The 19506-nt window shown below is 36.5% G+C and carries 20 protein-coding genes; 11 read left to right on the top strand and 9 right to left on the bottom strand.

Annotated features, from left to right (window positions below):
- Positions 1–74 precede the first annotated feature (74 nt).
- Both E4O01_RS12400 and E4O01_RS12395 read left to right on the top strand, forming a co-directional pair.
- Positions 75–725, top strand: a complete 651-nt coding sequence (locus E4O01_RS12400) for a TetR/AcrR family transcriptional regulator (protein ID WP_371819574.1) — start codon at positions 75–77, stop codon at positions 723–725.
- Positions 726–807: 82 nt separating this feature from the next.
- A complete protein-coding gene (locus E4O01_RS12395; protein ID WP_253692493.1) occupies positions 808–2163 on the top strand; it encodes an MATE family efflux transporter in 1356 nt (451 codons plus the stop codon).
- Between the two features lie 4 nt (positions 2164–2167).
- Here the strand turns inward: E4O01_RS12395 and E4O01_RS12390 are convergent, their stop codons facing one another.
- The 4 genes from E4O01_RS12390 to E4O01_RS12375 form a co-directional block, all read right to left on the bottom strand.
- Positions 2168–3409, bottom strand: coding sequence for a TraB/GumN family protein (locus tag E4O01_RS12390; RefSeq protein ID WP_253692492.1), 1242 nt, complete (start codon positions 3407–3409; stop codon positions 2168–2170).
- 37 nt (positions 3410–3446) lie between these two features.
- The gene (locus E4O01_RS12385; protein WP_253692491.1) at positions 3447–4199 is read right to left on the bottom strand and encodes a PLDc N-terminal domain-containing protein; all 753 of its coding nucleotides are present in this window, start codon (positions 4197–4199) and stop codon (positions 3447–3449) included.
- Between the two features lie 194 nt (positions 4200–4393).
- Positions 4394–4723, bottom strand: a complete 330-nt coding sequence (locus E4O01_RS12380) for a hypothetical protein (RefSeq protein ID WP_253692490.1) — start codon at positions 4721–4723, stop codon at positions 4394–4396.
- On the bottom strand, positions 4710–5237 hold the full coding sequence (locus E4O01_RS12375) for an RNA polymerase sigma factor (RefSeq protein WP_253692489.1): 528 nt from the start codon (positions 5235–5237) through the stop codon (positions 4710–4712). Before E4O01_RS12375 ends, E4O01_RS12380 begins: the two co-directional genes overlap by 14 nt.
- A 151-nt stretch (positions 5238–5388) precedes the next feature.
- Here E4O01_RS12375 and E4O01_RS12370 point away from each other — a divergent pair, with 151 nt between their 5' ends.
- Positions 5389–6393 (top strand): oxidoreductase, encoded by a 1005-nt coding sequence (locus tag E4O01_RS12370; RefSeq protein WP_253692488.1) that lies wholly within the window; start codon positions 5389–5391, stop codon positions 6391–6393.
- 9 nt (positions 6394–6402) lie between these two features.
- Here E4O01_RS12370 and E4O01_RS12365 read toward each other — a convergent pair whose 3' ends face one another.
- Genes E4O01_RS12365 through nagB form a run of 4 tightly spaced genes read right to left on the bottom strand, consistent with a single transcriptional unit; the run spans position 6403 to position 11561 of the window.
- Positions 6403–8568 (bottom strand): methyl-accepting chemotaxis protein, encoded by a 2166-nt coding sequence (locus E4O01_RS12365; RefSeq protein WP_253692487.1) that lies wholly within the window; start codon positions 8566–8568, stop codon positions 6403–6405.
- Between the two features lie 13 nt (positions 8569–8581).
- Entirely contained in the window at positions 8582–9637 is a 1056-nt protein-coding gene (locus E4O01_RS12360) for a ribonucleotide-diphosphate reductase subunit beta (protein ID WP_253692486.1), read from the bottom strand.
- Positions 9638–9648: 11 nt separating this feature from the next.
- Complete coding sequence (locus E4O01_RS12355) at positions 9649–10767, bottom strand: AI-2E family transporter (RefSeq protein ID WP_253692485.1); 1119 nt, start codon at positions 10765–10767, stop codon at positions 9649–9651.
- The gene (nagB, locus tag E4O01_RS12350; RefSeq protein WP_253692484.1) at positions 10767–11561 is read right to left on the bottom strand and encodes a glucosamine-6-phosphate deaminase; all 795 of its coding nucleotides are present in this window, start codon (positions 11559–11561) and stop codon (positions 10767–10769) included. Before nagB ends, E4O01_RS12355 begins: the two co-directional genes overlap by 1 nt.
- Before the next feature lie 164 nt (positions 11562–11725).
- Here nagB and gyrA point away from each other — a divergent pair, with 164 nt between their 5' ends.
- The 8 genes from gyrA (at position 11726) to E4O01_RS12310 (ending at position 19036) form a co-directional block, all read left to right on the top strand.
- Entirely contained in the window at positions 11726–14173 is a 2448-nt protein-coding gene (gene gyrA / locus E4O01_RS12345; protein WP_253692483.1) for a DNA topoisomerase (ATP-hydrolyzing) subunit A, read from the top strand.
- Between the two features lie 9 nt (positions 14174–14182).
- The gene (locus tag E4O01_RS12340; protein WP_253692482.1) at positions 14183–14917 is read left to right on the top strand and encodes a potassium channel family protein; all 735 of its coding nucleotides are present in this window, start codon (positions 14183–14185) and stop codon (positions 14915–14917) included.
- A 16-nt stretch (positions 14918–14933) separates the two neighbouring features.
- Positions 14934–16337, top strand: coding sequence for an MATE family efflux transporter (locus E4O01_RS12335; protein WP_253692481.1), 1404 nt, complete (start codon positions 14934–14936; stop codon positions 16335–16337).
- 3 nt (positions 16338–16340) lie between these two features.
- Positions 16341–17180, top strand: coding sequence for a 23S rRNA (adenine(2030)-N(6))-methyltransferase RlmJ (gene rlmJ / locus E4O01_RS12330; protein WP_253692480.1), 840 nt, complete (start codon positions 16341–16343; stop codon positions 17178–17180).
- A 104-nt stretch (positions 17181–17284) separates the two neighbouring features.
- The gene (locus E4O01_RS12325) at positions 17285–17740 is read left to right on the top strand and encodes a hypothetical protein (protein ID WP_253692479.1); all 456 of its coding nucleotides are present in this window, start codon (positions 17285–17287) and stop codon (positions 17738–17740) included.
- The gene (locus E4O01_RS12320) at positions 17733–17954 is read left to right on the top strand and encodes a hypothetical protein (RefSeq protein WP_253692478.1); all 222 of its coding nucleotides are present in this window, start codon (positions 17733–17735) and stop codon (positions 17952–17954) included. Before E4O01_RS12325 ends, E4O01_RS12320 begins: the two co-directional genes overlap by 8 nt.
- A 108-nt stretch (positions 17955–18062) precedes the next feature.
- Positions 18063–18338 (top strand): hypothetical protein, encoded by a 276-nt coding sequence (locus tag E4O01_RS12315; RefSeq protein WP_253692477.1) that lies wholly within the window; start codon positions 18063–18065, stop codon positions 18336–18338.
- Entirely contained in the window at positions 18335–19036 is a 702-nt protein-coding gene (locus E4O01_RS12310; protein ID WP_253685980.1) for a CPBP family intramembrane glutamic endopeptidase, read from the top strand. Before E4O01_RS12315 ends, E4O01_RS12310 begins: the two co-directional genes overlap by 4 nt.
- Positions 19037–19048: 12 nt before the next feature.
- Here the strand turns inward: E4O01_RS12310 and E4O01_RS12305 are convergent, their stop codons facing one another.
- Positions 19049–19402 carry an FtsX-like permease family protein gene (locus E4O01_RS12305; RefSeq protein ID WP_371819572.1) on the bottom strand — a complete coding sequence of 118 codons (354 nt, stop codon included), beginning with the start codon at positions 19400–19402 and terminating at the stop codon, positions 19049–19051.
- Between the last annotated feature and the right edge of the window lie 104 nt (positions 19403–19506).

The following is a 19506-nucleotide window of genomic DNA, read 5'->3' as shown; positions in this document are numbered from 1 at the left end:
GACTATAAAACTATCAGATTCAAGGCCAAAATTCTTAATATAGTAAAATATTTGTAGTCCGCTCTTCCTTTTTTTTGCTTTTTCCTTATAATATAGATATGGCAAAATTTACGAGAAAGACAAAAGAAGAGCGCTCGCATGAAATAATGGAAGCTGCAAAAAAGGTGTTTTTAAAAAAAGGTTTTCATAATACTACAATGGAAGATATTGTTGCTGCCACCAGCCTTTCAAAGGGAGGGGTCTACCAGTACTTTAAAAGCACAAAATCTATAATGTTTGCTATAATGCAGGAAGGAAACTATTTTCGATACAGACGCAACGAAGAAATTTTTAGTTCTGCAAAAAAAATTGCCGACCCTTACGAAATTGTAACCCAAGCTCTAGAAGCAAAACTCTTTGATTATGTTCCCGAAAAACGGCTCTATCTAATGTTTCTTGCCGAAATTCTATATGATAAAGAATATGAATCTCTTTTTTTAGAGCTTGAAGCTCAGGCTCATAAGTTTATAAGCGAAAATTTGGAGCATTTATTTAAAGAAGGAGCTTTTGCAGGTAAAAAAATAAAGTATAAAACAAATAAGGCCGGAAGACTCTACTCTCGTCTCTTTAACGGAATCCTTATAATCTATGAACTTTTTGAAGATAAAACTGTTTTTAATAAAGAAAAGAGCGAGATGCATAACCTAATCTATTCTTGTGTAAAAAAAAGCTTTACAATCGAATGACAAAAATTTGTTAATCTCTATTGACTTTATTTTTCTTTTTTATATAATATAACTGACGTATACGTCAGTTATGGAGGTTCTTATGACGGATAAAAGAGAACATTTAATTTCAGGTAACATGTTCAAACTCATGCTCGAACTCAGCATCCCGGGCATTATCGGAATGTTTGTAATCAGTTTATACAATTTTGTAGATGCAATTTTTGTCGGGAGATATGTTGGGCCCATTGCCATAGGTGCGATCAGTATTGCCTATACATTTACACTAATAAATAACGGTATTGCCGTTTTAATCGGAATAGGTTCTGCATCGGTTCTTTCAAGAGCGGTTGGCAGAAACGATCAAGAAACAGTCGATTCCATTATGGGGAATGTTTTTATTCTTACTCTTCTTTTTTCGATTTTGACTACAACAGCAGGTATAATTTTTGCGCCGCAGCTTTTAGGTCTTATAGGTGCTGAAGGAGAAATGCTCCGCTTAGGAGTGAACTATCTCAGGATTGTGTATATCGGCTCAATCTTTGTAAACTTCGGTCAGGCCGCAAACATGGTAATGCGGGGCGAAGGCCGAATGAGCCTTGCAATGCTTTTAATGGGACTAAGTGCGGTTTTAAACATAATCTTGGATGCAGTTTTTGTAGTAGTTTTAAAGCAAGGACTTGAGGGAGCCGCTATCGCAACGGTTATATCTCAAGTTGTTCTTGCAATTTGTAATTTTTGTTACTTTGCTTTCTTCAGCAAAAATGTCAGATTTAAACACTTTAAACTGCAAAAACTAATCGTAAAAGAAACTCTTGCTGTAGGATTTTCTGCAATGCTTATGCAGGTGTTTGCTCTTTTACAGCAGGCCGTTATGTATTCTACATTAAAAAGATACGGCGGAGAAGATCAAGTAATTTTGATGGGGGCTTTTTTCAGATATTTAATGTTATCTTTTATTCCTCTTTGGGGAATAAGTCAGGGCTATCAGCCCTTTGCCGGAACTAACTTTGGAGCCGGAAAATTTGACAGGGTAAAAAAAGGAACCTTTCTCTTTTACGGTTTCGGACTATTCTTATCCATTATCTTCTGGCTGGTATTTTTAATTATGCCTGAAAGGGTCTTAGGTTTATTCTTGGAAAATAAAGAACTTATATCTTTAGGAAGAACAAATGCAATACTTTCTATTTCTTTATTTCCCTTGTCGGCAATTATGATTATCAATCTAACACTCTTCCAAGCCTTGGGTAAGGCTAAGTACGCAGGCATCTTGGTAATTGCGAGGCAATTCTTACTTTATATTCCGGCCGTATTAATTCTCCCCGTATTTTTTGGAACACGAGGAGTTTGGATTTCAAGTCCGATAATAGAAACTCTGGTTATGATTTTATCTACACTCATAGTGATTAAACTTTTTAAAAAAGATTTAAGAACCAAAGACAAAGCATTGAGCGCATAGGCTCTTATTTAAACTCTACCTTTTTGCAAGCGGGAGAATCTTTTACCGTTATCAAATATTGATATAGATCGGTTATAAGAGTTTCTCCCGGCATTGCTTTTTTTCCGTTGGTATTCATTTTGTTAAAGAGAGAATTTTTATAATTTAACCTGTACATGTATATATTCCCTTTATCTTTTTCCAACATATCTTGATAGGAGGCTTGAAGATAAAACATTCTGTTTTCAAGTTTTTCCGATTTATAATCATTATGAGGATTAGAATACATACAATTTATATATTGAATCATAATAGATAATATTTTCTCGCTGTAAGATTTATTCGCTTTTATATATGAAGCAAATGGCAAAAGACCGTTTACCGGAGCTTGCCAAACATGAAAATTCCCCCAGATGCCGAAATATTTATTTTTGCGGTCATCCAATATGCGGAAATTATCATACATCACCTTATCTCTTTTTTTATTGAATTCATTTTGAGGGGCTGCATAAAGGGTCTTACAGTTTAAAATATTATCATTGATTAATTTTAATAGTTGAAAATCTTTTTCACCTAAAACTTTTTCTCCCATTTCTTCATCAAGAAGTAACTTATTACATTTTTGAGCAATGGAATAAATATCTTTATCTGCTTCTCCCTTCACTATAAGTTTTTCCAATAAAGTTTTTATATCCGAAAGATGTTTTAAACTTTCTTTTTCTTTAATTAAAAAATACATGGCGACATAAGCAAGAATCGGCTGGTGTTCTACATCTGCGCCGATTATTTTTATGCGGTTTTCTTTTTGTTGAGTTTGATTGTATTTATATAATTTTCTATAAAAATCAAAATGATCTTGAGTACAAAAATAAGTTTTATATGTATGTTTTTTTATTTGCTCTAAGATTTTTTCATTTCCCGAATCCAAATATATATTAATTAAAAAGGCTTGGCTTATTGGAATTTCTTCAAGCAGATGATTAAAATCATAATTTTCATGTAAATATTTTAAAAACTCAAATTTTAAAATATAGTTGGCCGAAATGGCATGGTTTTCTCCTATCAGGATAATATCATAATTATTTACATTTTCTTTTTCAAAAATTTTATCAAGATATTTTTTATCTTCAAAATTTATAGAAAATGTATTATCCTTTAAGGCTTCATAATAATCTTTTTCCGTGTACTCATTTTGCTCTTTTGAGCCTAGAGCAAAGCTTAAAAAAAAGAATAAAGCAAAAATGACAGTCAAAATATTTTTTTTCATTTTATACCTCTCATAAAAGTTTTAATTTTAAATCAATTTAGCGGGCATTAAATTCAAAAGAACCCGATGCTTTGCTGCATTTGATTTTGAGTTTAATTTTTTTGCCGACATAATCCGCCATATCGATTTCGGTGTTTAATATGTTTCCGTCTTTATTGTTATCAAAAGATTTAATTATCTTTTCACCGAAAATTATTTCTACCGAAATATTACCTGAATCTATATTCCATGAACATTTTAAGTTTCGGCCTTCTTTTATTGTAAAGGTGCTGAATTTTTCGGAAGTCCGATATTTAAACGACGCCCTATATAGGTTATTAAAATTAGTTTGACTTTGCATAAGAGCTATGTCTGCATTCGGAAAAAAGTTTTCTATTTCTCCGTTGACAGCCGATTTAAAGATATAAATCGATAATATAATCGAAAAAATTAAACTCAAAAGGGTTAAAATACCTGCGCTAATAAGAGGCCAAAGATTTGCCTTACTTCTTTTATTTAAGGCTTCCGAAAGAGGGGGCATCTGTTTACCGCAGCTTCCACAATAGGGTATTCCTGCAGTCTGAGTAAATCCGCATGAGGAACATTTTATCCTTCTGCTTTTTCGGGCTGCTACAAGATAAAGAATGAGTCCGAGCACTGCCGATAAAAAAAACACAATTAAAACCCAAACCAAGGCTTCGTCATTTCTTTCTTGTGCATCTTTGTAAACCCAATATGCAATAAGAATGCGGGCAGCAAGTGCAAAAATCGATACTGTGATAATAACAGTAATAAGTGAAACAAAAAACATTTTTCCTCCATAAAAACTTTTTGTAAGGATTATAAAATCCTGAAAAAAGTTTTTTCAAGTGTGTGCTGTAAAGCACACACATATAATAATGCGAGGTTTTGTACCTATAGGTACAAAACTCGGCAGATAAATAGTGAGGCCGGATTTCTGCCGAACTATTTATCACACCTCCATAAAAACTTTCAATACGGATTCTAAAATCCATATTGAACCGCTTTAGTACTATATTTTAATTTTAAAAGAATACTTAAAAAAATAGTGATGTTTATAATTCCTATCCCTAAAAATATAAAAAAAGGTTTAAATATAAAAAAAGGAAAAATCAAACCTATGTTTATAAAAATAATACCCGAAAAAATTGCGGTAATTATATTTATCAAAATAATAAATATAGGAACATCCAAAAGATTATTGTTTTGCATATTTATCTGTGCATAAATTTTTTTATTTATATGCAAAGGAGCTTTTTCACCTGTGTTTAAAATTTCACTTATCAAAATATCGGTTTTGTTATTTGATTCCATATCCGCTCTCCTCTATTATACTTTTTAAAATACTGCGGCCCTTATTAAGCCTGCTCTTTACCGTGCCTTCCGGTATATCTAAGTTTTTTGAAATATCAGCAATGCTCATATCCGCCGAATAGAACATTAAAATGCTTATCTTAATTTTTTCGGGCAAAGAAGAAACAGCCTTTTCAATTTCTTCTTTCAATTCTTTTTTTTCGAATTCAATTTCGGGTAAAACTTCATAAGGAGAAGAGAGAGATTCAAGTGCAGAACTCGAGGGGGGTGCAAGTTTAACTCTTCTAAAAAACTTACGAAATTTATTTTTATGTATTCCGACAGCAATCGAAAATAAAAAAGCCTTAGGGTTTTTATCAAACTCTATTTTGTTTTGCAGTCTAATTGCTTTTAACATAGTTTCTTGATATAGGTCTTCAGCATCAAGTCTTGTTTTTTCAAGCCTTAAACAAAAGCGCCAAAGAGAATCTCCCGCTTGATCAATCAAAAGGTCTAAATCGATTTTATTTTCCATTTTCAAATTCTTAACCAAAGGTCTCATACTAATATCGTCGCAAAAAAGCAAAAAGTTCAAATTTATTTTAATTTATACTTTTCAAGCCGATAGTCTTGTTTCTCGATTAATATATAGATATAATATAGAATAGTTTTGTGAGGAAAAGAGTATGCTTGAAATTTTTGAACCTGTCCGAGTTAAGAATATTGAATTTATAAACAGAGTGGTGATGGCGCCAATGGTACGTTTCGGTTTTGAATATAATAAGGGTATCTTTGGCGAAAAACTTATGGAAGAGTATTTAACTGCCGCAGATAAAAACATTGGGCTTTTGGTAAGTCAGGCGCTTTCCGTAATTCCCGGGAAGAATGTCCGAGGCGGGGCTTATTCGGAAGAGCATATAGAATATTTAGCTAAGATTGCAAAAGCCTGCCATGCCGGAGGCTGCCGCTTTTTTGCCCAATTGGCATATCCCGGTTTTGCTTTTTATGATGACAGTGCCCGAAAAATTGACAGCCTCACTACGGAAGAAATTATCTCTATCCGTAAAAGTTTTATTGATGCTGCAAGAATTTGTAAAAAAGCCGGGCTTGACGGTATAGAGCTTCATGGTGCCCACTCTTATTTTTTAAATATGATGAGCTCGCCTCTTGCAAATCATAGAACCGATTCTTACGGCGGCGATATTCCGCGCCGACTTAAACTTGCAGAAGAAATTATTTCCGGCATAAGGGAATTTGCAGGAGAGGGTTTTATAATTTCATATAGAATGGGCTGGCTTGATGACCTCGATTTGGATATAAAAACCGCTCAAAATTTGGAAAAAATAGGAGTTGACATGCTGCATATTTCCAAGGGTATACCTTCGGAACGACCTATCGCAATCCCGGAAAATTTTAATTTTAATGAAGTAGTTTACACAGCTTCCGTTATTAAAAAGAATGTAAGGGTTCCTGTGATTGCAGTAAACGAGATTAAAACAATAAGCAGGGGAAACGAATTGATTAAAACCGGGGCCGTAGATTTTGCGGCCTATGGACGCCCCTTTTTAGCTGATCCGGCTTTTGCAAAAAAATCGATAAAGGATGAATTTTATAAGCCCTGCGTCGATTGCAATAAATGTAAATGGTACACTAAAGCTGAAGAATGTCCCGGCCGTTTATGTAATAAGTAAATAACAATATTATACCTTAAATTTATTTACTTCATTTGTTAAATTTTCAATACTTGTTTTATTTTCCTGTGTCATTTCATTTACTTCTTGAACAGTCTTACTCATTTGAATCGCTCCTACAGCCATTTCGTTCATGCTTTGCGTAATAAATTGTGTGAGATTATCAAGTTTTTCCATATCGCCCGAAATATTTTTACCGGCCGTAAGCATTTCGGTTGAATCGGTTTTTACGTCATTTGTTACCGAATTAATATTTTTTATGGCATTTAAAACTTCACTGCTTCCATTCGATTGTTCTTTCATCGCAAGAGTTAAAGTAGAGCTCATCGTTTTAACTTGCTCAGCTAAATTAAATATTATATTAAATTTTTCTTCTGCAGTATGTGAAGAAACGGATAAACTTTCAATTTCACTTCCTAGAGCTTTTAGGGTTTCCGTAATTGTTTTACCTTGTGCACTGGACTCTTCAGCTAATTTTCTTATTTCATCCGCAACGACGGCAAAGCCTTTTCCGGCTTCCCCGGCATGGGCCGCTTCAATCGCCGCATTCATAGCCAATAAATTTGTTTGACTTGCTATATGTTCTATCACGGTAGAAGCTTCGAGTAGGCCCCCGGATTCTTCGGCAATTTTTTTTGTTACAGAATTTGAAGTGATAAGGGAATCTTTTCCATCGGCTGTTGCTCCGACAAGATTTACAATAACATCATCCGTTTTTTCGAGTGTTTTTGTAATTGAATCTATATTTGCAACCATTTGTTCAATCGCGGTGGAAGATTCGACTACACTGGAGGACTGAATTTCAATACTTGAATTTAGTTCTCTTATTCGCTTCATAATCTGTTCAACACTTGATAAAGCTTCACTTACACTTGAATTTTGAATTTCAGTTTGTTTCTTAACACTTTGTATATTTGCTGTTATTTGTTCAACTGCACTTGCGGCTTCGCTTATACTTGCGGCAAAGCTATTTTCAACCTCATTCATATTATGGGTATTTTCTGCAACCGTTCGAATTGAATTTCCCAATTTTTTAATGGTTTCATTTAAAAGAATTATTATTTCACCTATCTCGCCTGAAGCTAAAACTGGAATTGAAACTGAAAGATTATTTTCTCCTACTTTATGTAAGGCTTCAGCTATTTTTCTAAGCATTTTTATTATTTTGGCTGAGGTGAGATAAGCAACAGGAATGGTCAAAACAAAAATTCCTGCAAGTATTATTACAAGATTTATCAAAACTTTTTTTCCCACCGCTTCGTATTCGGAGGAACTAATCGTATAAATATATGTCCAGCCTAAATCTGCATTTTTTGAATGTACTATCTTGGAATAATAAACTTGATTTCCCATAGAATGTTTTGTAAATTCGGTATTACCGGATTTCAAAAGAGTTTCATATTCTTTACCTAAGGTTTCTACATGTTTGCCTATAAGTTCTTTTTGTTTACTGTGCCCGGCTATAAGACCTTTTTTGTCGATAATTAGTGTATGACCTGTTTCACTTATATTTTTTTCCTGAATAATTTTTTGAATATAGGAAAGATCTACCGAAGTCGAAACTACACCTTGAGGCTTTCCGTTCTTTATTATTTTGTTTGTAATTTCTATCGAAACTTCGTTAGTGGAAGAAATATATAAATCCGAAAGAATCTGATTGTTTGGACTTTGTATACAGTCTTTGTACCAGCCTCGGGTTCGGGCATCATATCCGGGACTTCTCTCTTTGGGCGGGCACATTAATATTCCGCCGTCACTTTCTGAGGCAAGGGTAATATATATTATGGAAGAAAAAGAATCTTGAAAGGATTTTATGAGATTGAAAAGAGCTTTTTCGTTAGAATCAAAAGCGGAAGGATTCATATCAACCTTGCCGCTTGCAGTATCGGCTTTTAAATTTATATAAGACGTAATACTTCCATCAACATTTTTTATAAGATCGATATTTGAAAGGGCTGTATTTAGTTCTTTTAAACTGCCGATTAAATTATCGATATATAGGTCGGCTCCGTCTATTAATTCTTGTGTCTGCCGTTCATACGCCAACCTGCTTTGATTTAGAGCAATAAAATAATCTGCCAAACCTACTATGAAAGCAGGTATGGCAGTCAAGACAACGACAATTAAGGCTATCCTTATTCGCAAAGATTTTGTTTTTTTTGATTTATGTTTCATTTTAGCTCCCATCCTATAGATCGTCTACCATTGCCGAGGACTTTGCATAAGCTGTAGACTTGGCTTCAAAGAAATCCGTCTTAATCAGATTCGCATTGCTGTACTGGCTGACCCAGCTCATGGATTGGGGTTCTTCCCTGTGGCCGTCATAAATCGGAGCGAAGCCGAGGTTTTCGCATCTGAGGTTTCCCAAATATTGGATATAGTCGGTTACCATCTGACTGTTAAGCCCGGGAATATCGTTTCCTATAACATAATTTCCCCAAGCTATTTCCTGCTCGCAGCCTTCCTTTATCATGGCTCTAAAAAGCTCTACGGTTTCGGGAGTAAACAGCTGAGGTTCTTCCTTTTGCAGCTCCTGAATCATCGAACGGAAAAGCCAAAGATGTGTATTTTCATCCCGGTTAATATAACGGATTTCCTGTACCGAACCGGGCATCTTATTGTTTCTTCCCAAATTATAAAAGAACATAAAACCGGAATAAAAATAAACGCCTTCCAAGATGTAGTTTGCAACGCAGACCTTTAAAAAAGCAAGAGCGCTCTTGTCGGTTTGAAATTCGTTGTATAGATCGCCGATAAATTTGTTTCTACGCAAAAGGTGTTCATCATCCTTCCATTGATATAAAATTTCGGTCCTCTCTTCGGGAGAACAAATTGTGTCAAGCATGTAGCTGTAGCTTTGCGAATGAACAGCTTCTTGAAAGGCCTGAATGGTAAGGCATAAGTTTACCTCATTGGCCGTTACATATTGTCCGACATTGGGAAGATTTGCGGTTTGAATACTGTCCAAAAAAATCAAAAAAGAAAGAATCTTATCGTAGGCTGTTTTTTCCGGTGCGGATAATTTTCGATAGTCTTGAACATCGGTGGTCATATTTATTTCTTCGGGTATCCAAAAATTATTCATAGCCTGCCTGTACCAATCGCTTGCCCATGAATACTTCATATTGTTAAAATCGTTTAGATTGGTGGTGTTCCCTCCGATCATCTTGCGTTTGTGAGTTTCTATATCTCCGTTTTCGTTAAACAATGCCTTATGCGGCAAAATAGTTTTTTCCGTTATCATAAATTTTCTCCTTATACTAAATGCTCAAAATTGTCATCGTCATTTTCTTTTTTTTCTTCTATATCCAAAGCCATATCCAAAATCGTAAAGAACAAAATTACAATCATCGGACCTAAAACGATTCCGTCGAATGAGAACATGCTTATTCCGCCCAGCATCGAAAAAAAGATTAAAAGAGGATGTATCTTTATTCTATCTTTTAAAAAGAAGGGACGTAAAAAATTATCCATAAAGCTGATTATCGAGCCTGCAACGACCAAAAAGATAAGCCCCTTTAGCAGACTGTCAGTGAAGCATAACCCGACTCCGACAGGAAACCAAATTAAGCCGCAGCCGACAAGGGGTAAAAATGAACTAAAAAAGGTTAAAATCGCAAGCAAGAGAGCACTTTGAACTCCAAATGCAAGATAGATAATTAAAGAGGCAAGACATTGGTAAAAGGAAACCAAGAAAAGTCCTTTAAAAAGATTTGTTGTAATTTCTCCTATTTTAGAAAACAGTTTGCCTGATGTTTCGTTATCTATTGGAATGGCATGTTTTAACAGGCTGAAAAGATAGGCCCCGTCTACATAAAAAAAGTAAAGAGCAAAGGCAAAAAAAACAAGGGATAAAAAAAATGAACCTGCATTTTTTACAAGACTTGTTGCATACCTTAATATCCGATCCGAGGAGGCGGATAAAAGGCTTAAAAATTCTTTTTGTAAATCAAGGTTTGAAATATCTACCGTCCCCATCGACAATCGGTTTACAGCTGAGGCTATATCTGTTTTTGAAAATCCGGAATCTGCATTGTTTATGTTTTCCAAAAAGCTTTGAATATTTTGAACAAGAATTTTTCCTTGGCCGAATATTTTTATCACGACAAAAAACAAGACACCGGCAACAACAAGAACCGTCATTATTGCAAAACTGCCTGCAAGCAATCTCTTTTTTATCGGGAAAGTTTTTTTCTCTTTATTCATCTTGGACAGTATCTTATTATATAAGGGGCTTACCAAAATATAAATTACAGCCGACCACAATAAAACGCTTGCGTAGGGTAAAAATAATTTACCCACAAGAATCAGCATTCCTGCAAGTAATACAAAAAATGAGATAGTTTGAAGCCTGTGCTTGTTTTCTTGATACATTAGTTTCTTTTTTCCTTTTCGATATCCAAAAAATATTTTACGGTTTTTACTTTAAGCTCATCTATTGCTGCATCATCGCAGATTATAATAGATTTAGGATGAAGTTGTAAAGCACTTACCGTCCAGACATGGCTTACACCTCCCTCTACCGCCTGATGAACAGCCTCAGCCTTAGCATGTCCCGTTGCCATTATAAGAACTTCTTCTGCATCCATAATAGTGCCGATACCTACGGTTAAAGCTGTTTTTGGAACAAGGTCTTCATTTCCTTCAAAAAAGCGGGAGTTCATTATGATGGTATCTTGGGTTAAGGTTTTCTCCCTTGTGCGGGAGGTTAAGGAAGAATAGGGCTCATTAAAGGCTATGTGTCCGTCAGCTCCTATTCCGCCCAAAAACAAATGAATTTTTCCGTAAGAACGGATTGCCTTTTCGTAATCCTCACATTCTTTTTTCTTATCTTTTGCCATTCCGTTTAAGATGTGAATGTTTTTAGGATCGATATCAATGTGATTAAAAAAATTATCCATCATAAAGTAGTGATAGCTTTGAGGATGGGATGCCTCCAAGCCCACATATTCATCCATATTAAAGGTGACGACATGCTTAAAAGATAGGATGCCTTCTTTGTGTTTTTTTATAAGTTCTTTATAAACCCCCAAGGGAGTTGAACCGGTGGGTAGGCCTAGAACAAAGGGCCTTTCCTTGGTAGGATTAAATTCGATAATCTTATTGCCTATATAATCGGCAGTCCATTTTGAACAATCGTCATAATTGTTTTTGATGATAAGTCTCATAGAGTTTCTCCTCATAGGCTGACAGCCTAAGACTTACATAATACAAAAAAACTCGAAATTAGTAAATAAATTCGGGTTATTTGTTTGTCATTTTCCGCTTCCTTGACCAAGCCCCCTTTTTTATGCTAGAATAGCGCGAATTTATAGATTTCGGAGTATAATGCGTGGAAGAGATACAAACTAAGGAAGGCGGAGCCGTAATTCCGATTCCTATCGAAAATGAAGTAAAAAGAGCCTACATAGATTATTCAATGTCAGTTATAGTAAGCCGAGCCCTGCCCGATGTAAGGGACGGCCTAAAGCCCGTTCACAGGCGAATTCTCTATTCAATGGAAGAAAAGGGTTTACGCAGTTCAGGCCCCACCAGAAAGTGTGCTAAGATTGTAGGTGACGTATTAGGAAGTTACCACCCTCACGGCGACGCTTCGGTCTATGATGCCCTAGTCCGCCTCGGACAGGACTTCTCTCTACGCTATCCGGTCATTTATCCTCAAGGAAACTTCGGAACCATAGGAGGCGACCCGCCCGCTGCTTACCGATATACGGAAGCCAAGATGGCCAAAATCGCCGAAACCATGGTCGAGGACATAAAAAAAGAAACCGTCGATTTTATTCCGAACTTTGACGATTCCACAAAGGAGCCGACCGTTCTTCCGGCAAAATTTCCCTTCTTGCTTGCAAACGGTTCAAGCGGAATTGCAGTCGGTATGGCAACTAACATGCCGCCCCATAACTTGCGCGAAATAGCAGATGCCGTTTCGGCCTACATAGACAATCCCGAAATCGAAATAGACGAGCTTTGTAAATACATGAAGGGCCCCGACTTTCCGACCGGCGGAGTCATCTATGGAAGAAAGGGAATAAAGCAGGCCTTTAAAACCGGCCGCGGAAAAATATTGGTACGCGGTAAATTTACAATTGAGGTAGATAAAAAGGGAAAAGAAACTATAGTCTTTACCGAAGTTCCCTATCAGGTAAACACAACAACCCTCGTATCCCGCATCGGAGAATTAGCCCGCGAAAAAGTTATAGACGGAATTGCAAACGTAAACGATGAAACTTCCGATAGAACAGGCTTGCGTATTGTTATAGAGTTAAAGAGGGGGGCTATTACAAAGGTCGTATTAAACCAACTCTTTGCAAAGACAGCCCTTCAATCTTCCTTCGGAGTTATAAACCTAGCCCTTGTAAACGGAAGACCGGAAACCCTCAACCTAAAACTTCTTGTAAAATACTTTGTTGAGCACAGGGTCGATGTAGTTACCCGCAGAACAAAATTCGATTTACGCAAGGCGGAAGAAAGGGCTCATATCTTGGAAGCCCTTATCGTCGCCATCGACAACATAGATGAGGTTATCAAAATAATAAGGGCCTCCCGCGATACTCAAACTGCAAAAAACGGCTTGATGGAAAGGTTCGGCTTTGATGATGTGCAAGCTCAGGCCATTGTCGATATGCAGTTAAAGCGCTTGACAAGCTTGGAAATTGAAGACCTCAGAAAAGAATTACAGGAATTGCAGGTTTTAATCGCTCACTTAAAAGACCTTCTTGCCCATCCAGAAAAGATCTTAGCCCTGATAAAGGAAGAAACTAACGAGATAGCAGAAAAGTTCGGCGATGAGCGCAAAACCGATATTGTAGCCGATGAGGTTGAAGAGCTCAATATCGAAGACCTTATCAAAAAAGAAGAGATGGTTATTTTAATTTCCCACCTCGGATATATCAAGCGTATTCCTGCCACGGCTTATAAGAGTCAAAACAGGGGAGGCAAGGGTTCCAATTCCGCAAACCTTGCAGAAGACGACTTTTTGGATCAGATTTTTACGGCCTCGACCCACGATTATATTATGTTTATCACAAATGCAGGCAAGGCCTACTGGCTAAAGGTGCATGAGATACAGGAAGCAAGCAGGACGAGCCGCGGCTCTCACATAAAATCTCTTCTTTCAGTTTCTTCCGATGAAGAAATTACGGCTGTCGTTTCTTTAAAAGAATTCGACGATAAGACCTATCTTTTGATGGCGACCGCAGGCGGTGTTGTAAAAAAAGTTACCACAGACAATTTTGCAAATGCAAAAACCCGCGGAATCATAGCCATAAAACTGGATGAGGGCGATAAGCTTGTAAGCGCAATTCTTACAGGCGGCAAGGATGAGATCATGCTCATAACCCGCCGAGGTCAGGCCCTCCGTACAAGCGAAGAGGATATCCGCTCTCAAGGCCGTTCTTCCCGCGGTGTTACCGGAATAAAACTTTCTTCAGAAGATGAGCTTACGGGAGCACTCCGCGTAACGGAAAATCAAAAAATGCTTGTTATGACCGAAAACGGCTTCGGCAAGCGAGTAGAGTTTTCCGAATTTTCCGCTCACGGAAGAGGAACCGGCGGACAGCGCATTTACACAATTTCTGAAAAAACCGGAGAGGTTGTCGGCCTTCTTACCGTCTTTGATGATGATGAAGTTGTCTGCATAACAGGGCAGGGAAAAACTATCCGCATCAGCATAGACTCTGTAGGCACCATGGGCCGGGCAGCTCAGGGGGTCAGAATATTGGATATTGAAAGCCCCGATATGCTTATAGGACTTGATGTTGTTGCCCGCGATGAAGAATAGGAAAAGGTTATGAAAAAATTTGCGATTATGGGCTTGGGAACCTTCGGCATACGGATGCTCGATGAGCTTATAAAAATCGGCGCCGAAGTTATCATCATCGACCAAAACAAAGAACTGATCGAAATGTATAAACCCAAGGCTTCTTCTGCAGTCGTAATAGAAGAAATAAGCGAGCTTTCGGTGCGCAAAATCTTGCCTCCTAAGGTAGATACCGTAATTGTAGACTTTAGCCGCAAGGTGGAGCTTTCCGTAATCAGTACGACAATTTTGAAAACTCTCGGCATTGCAAACATTGTGGTGCGAGCCCAATCCGATGAACACGGAAGGCTTTTAAAAACCGTCGGAGCTACCAGAGTAATTTATCCTGACAGTGAGGCCGCCAAAAGAACAACGCCTATTTTAGCAGCAGATCTCCTTCTTAAATTTATGCCTATTTCAAAAAACCTTGCCCTTGCCGAAGTCGGGGTAGAGGCAAGATATGTCGGTAAAAGCCTTGCAGAATCCAATATAAGAAAAGACATGGGCGTAAACATTATTGCCCGCAGAAAAAAAGAAAGTGAAGACTTTATTTTTATGGATGACCCTGAGTATAAGTTTGAAGAAGATGATGTTCTTTTGGTTGTTGCCTCCGAAGAGCACATCTATAACTTTTCGGGCGGAAAGATAAGCTTAAAGAATAATTTAAAAAAAGAAGGAACTGTGAAGACTTCAATATTTAAAAATCTTTTTTCTTCAAAAAAATAAAGGAGAGTATGTGCTTATGGAAAATTTATGCGGTTCGAAGTGTGTTTGTAAAAATATGGATCTGCAATTAAATTCTCAAAAAATATCAAAAAATTTATGGAGATTGGCTTATCCGACAATGATTTCTGCAGGTTTACAAAACTTTTATGACATTGTCGATATGGTTTGGGTAGGGCAGATATCTAAGACGGCCTTATCCGGAGTAACCCTCTTTTCTTCTATTTATATGCTTTTTACTATTTTGAATGAGATAGCAGGGGCCAGTTCCGTTTCGATGATTGCTCAAAATTATGGACGGGGCGACATGGAAAAAACTCAGCGCATTGCAGAGCAGACTATCAGTTTTAAAGTTGTGCTTGCAGTAATCTCAGGTCTCCTTTTGGCAATATTTTTAAAACCTCTTTTGTGGTTCTTTCTTCCGGATCAAGAAGTTGTAAATTCGGCCCTTGAATACGGCTGGCTTAGAATCTTTTTTATTCCCGTTATGTTTTCTTCATACTCCGTAAATACGATTTTCAGATGTACCGGAGATGCAAAAACTCCTCTCCATATTATGATAATAGCGACTATCATAAACTTGGTCTTAGATCCTCTTTTTATGTTTGATATAGTTCCGGGTACAAGCATTCCGGGGCTTGGATTGGGAGTCTTTGGAGCAGCTCTTGCGACGGTAATTGCAAGAAGTATCAGCTTTTTATACGGCATCCTTATTCTTTTAAGCGGAAAGCGTAAGATAAAAATAAGCTTTGAGGGACTTTTCAGACTCGACAAAAAAATAGATACGGATCTTTTACTCATAGGACTTCCTTCAGGTATTAATTCTCTTGTGCGTACCTTTGCTCAGGTAACGATTATGAAGTTTGTAACCGTCTATGGAGCCGACGCTGTTGCTATTGCAGGAGTCGGCGGAAAGCTTGCGCAATTTGCCTTTATGCCCATTTTTGGGTTTAGTATGGGAGGAGCAACTTTGGTAGGCCAAAGTCTCGGCCGTGACAATGTTCGAGAAGCAAAACTTACATCCAAAATAACGGCTCTTATGTCGGCAAGTATAGTAGGTATTTTTGCAATAATTATTATGGGAACACCTCAAACGTTTTTGCACCTCTTTTTCCCGGGCGATATTGAAATGCTGAATCAAGGAAGCGTCATGCTGCGTATTTTCTATCCTTCCTTTATAATTTTATCGGCAGGTTTGGGCTTTGCTTCCGTTTTTTCCGGTTCAGGTCATACAAGGCCGATGCTTTATTCTACCCTCGGTTCGCGTTGGTTCGTTCAGATTCCGTTTTTATTTTTAATTGTAAATGTTTTGCATCTTCCGTTATATATGGTTTGGACTTCATATATTCTATCGGAGCTCGCGGAGTTTACCGTTATTTTATATCATTACCGCAAAGGCGTGTGGTGTAATAAGAGGGTATAGAAATTGCTGAGTTATCGACATGGTTTTCATGCAGGTAATCAGGCCGATGTTTTTAAACATGCTGCTTTGTTTTCTTTTTTAAAACTTTATACTCAAAAGCAAAAACCTTTTACGGCTTTCGATTTAAATGCAGGCGGTGCTTCCTATAATCTTTTAAGTGAGTGGAGTTTAAAAACCGGCGAAGCGGAAGAAGGGATAGTCCGTCTTTTGAATTTATATAAAAAAGAAAAACTGCCTATTCCAATTCCTGAAGACTTTAAGTCTTATTTGGATTTTTGCCTAAAAAACTATGATGAAAATTCCTCTTATGCCGGCTCTCCCGAAATCATCCGTTCATTTTTACAAAAAGATTCTAATTTAATCTTATGCGATTTACATTCTGCCGAAGCCGAAAAATTAAAAGAGCTTTACAGGAGCGCAGAAAATGTTCATGTGCACAAAAGGGATTGCTATGAGACGATTAGAGCTCTTACCCCTCCTCTGCCTATCCGCGGCTTTGCCCTCTTTGATCCCAGCTATGAAGTCGACTCCGACTATACAGCAATTGCAGAAGCTGTTGAAAAAGTCTGTAAAAAATGGTCTGTAGGAATCTTTATAATTTGGTATCCAATATTAAATCACAAAACCGAAGAGTGTGCAAATTTAAAAAGCAGGATAAGCAGAACTGCAAACGGCAAGATTCTAAATTTTGAGGTCAAGCATTTTTCAAGTAAGATAGATACTGAAAGCGAATACGGCCTTCAAGGCTCAGGCCTTTTAATCACAAATCCTCCCTGGGGCATGGAAGATAGGGTAAAGGGAATTTGTGAGTATGTTGAGAGGGTGTGGGGTAGTTTAGGTTGAAGATTGGCGGGATTTGCGGTTTTAAAAATGAAATCAATGCTTGCAGTTCATGATTTTCAATTTGCTATAGTGCAAAAATATTCAAAATATGGTATAATTATTTTATGAAAGTTTATCCTGATAGTTGTTGTTATAATAGACCATATGACGACCAAAATTATCTGCCCATTTCACTTGAAACACAGGCAAAGTTGCTTGTTCAATTGCTTATAAAAGAAAAACATCTAGAACTTGCTTCTTCATTTGTTTTGGACTATGAAAATTCTTGTAATCCCTATATGGATAGAAAAATTGCTATAAAGAACTTTTTAGATGATAATGTTTCTGATTATCTAGGTAGTGAAAAATCAGAAAAAGTCATTGAAAAGGCAAAAATTGTGATGGCAGCAGGAGTGAAAATGAAGGATTCTTGTCATATAGTTTGTGCTGAAATGATGAAATGCGACTACCTTTTGACAACAGATAAACGTATGTTGAAGTATAAAAGCGATACTTTAAAATTGCTTGATCCGATAGAATTCATAGATTTATTAAATGGAGGTAATGAAAGTTATGACTGAAATAATTACACCGCCTGCAACAATAGAGCTTCTTTCTCGCGGTATGGAGTGTCTTGTAGAATCTATGGGAGTCGTTGAAGCAGAATATTTTATTGCTGCTGTGCGAAGAGAACGTTTTGATTATACAAAATGGCAAAGAGAGTATTTTGACAAGATGGATTTAGAAACTTTTGTTAATAATGCAAAAATTTATACGCAAAGTGTAAGAAAATAAAAGTGTATAACACCCGCTTCAACCTGACATTGAGGATGAGCCGCAAATGCAGGTTAAGCGAATGGTAGACGGATGTTGCGCACAGTAAGGAAAGGAGTATTTTTTAATATGGTTATTGCTAGCTCAGAAAAGTGTAATTTAGTAAGTAGAGAAAAGGACGATTTTGAGTGGTATTGGCTAAACAATGGTGATTGGAGAAATACTGATGCACCATGGGAAATAACACTTCCAAGTGAAAAGGAAGAAATTAGAGAATTATTTTTAAAAAGTATTGATGATGAAAGAAATGGAATAAAAAGTAGAGTTTGGATTGAATCAAATAATACTAGAATAAGTACAGATTGGCTGCAATCAAATAATAGTAAAGGCGAGGTTATAATGTGAAAGACAAAGAACAAGTGTTTTATGGAATTTTAATTACCATAACAATATTTTTAGTATCTACATTTTTGGGAAGTAAGTTGCAATTAAATAATGATTTTTTTATTCCTTCTTTTGCTACGCACTCCCTTATGCTGTTATTTTCACTAACTGCAATTTTCAGTTTGAAAAATCATGTAGGGTACAAAATTGAAATTCCACAATTCAAAACAATATGGAGACCTATATTGATAGGGCTTTTGGCAACAATATTCATTAATACTATTATGACAATTATTACGGTTGCAAAAACATCTGTAGAAAATATTGAGGTACATCCATTTATGAAACATTCATCAGCATTGCAGCTTTTTGTTTTTGTATTTATCTATGCAAGTATTTCAGAAGAATTGTTGTTTCGTGGCTTTTTATTGAACATGCTAAAACCATTAAAAGCAAAAGGGATAAAAATATTCAAACAGCATATCAGTGTTTCTGTGTTTATTAGTGCTGTTATATTTGGGCTGGGACATTTAGTTCTAATAACAACAGGTGTAAGCGGGAATTTTGTACTTCGAACAGTTATTTTTACAACTATGCTTGGAATTGTTGCCGGCTATTACCAAGAAAAATATGACAATAATGCATATGCAATTATTGTTCACATGGCAGGTAATTCATTAAGTGTTCTTGGTGTATTCTTAACAAGTATTAATTCTTAACTTTTTTGTTTTCTAAAATCCGTCTATCCCGCTTATTATTCCTCCGTCTTCTATTTCTTTTTTGCCGAAATAGTAGGAGCTGATAATCGAGGCACTTAAGCAGAAGCTGTAGAAGATAAAAAAGCCCCAATTAAATGAAAGCAAAAAGTTTAAAACAAAGACCTCATCAAATCTTATAATCAAAATTGCAGCAAAAGCCAAAAAGAAGGGGATTGCCTTTAGGAGCGGCTTGATCAAAAACCCACCTGCCTCTTTATAAAAAAGATTTGTGATTATGTTTGAATCGGCGCCGACGGATTTAAAAAGCGCAAACTCATTTTTTCTCGTTCTTAAATTAAGCATAATTGCAGAGTAACTGTTTATCAACCGATAATATTTTTACACTGGACAATTTATAAAAAAACTACTAAAATAATTACTGATACTAAGAAAAATAGATTTTTAAAGGTTCCTTAAGAGGGGTTACACAA

It is taken from the genome of Treponema sp. OMZ 790 (genome assembly GCF_024181285.1).
Classification (GTDB): domain Bacteria; phylum Spirochaetota; class Spirochaetia; order Treponematales; family Treponemataceae; genus Treponema_B.
This window is presented reverse-complemented; position numbering and strand designations above follow the sequence as displayed.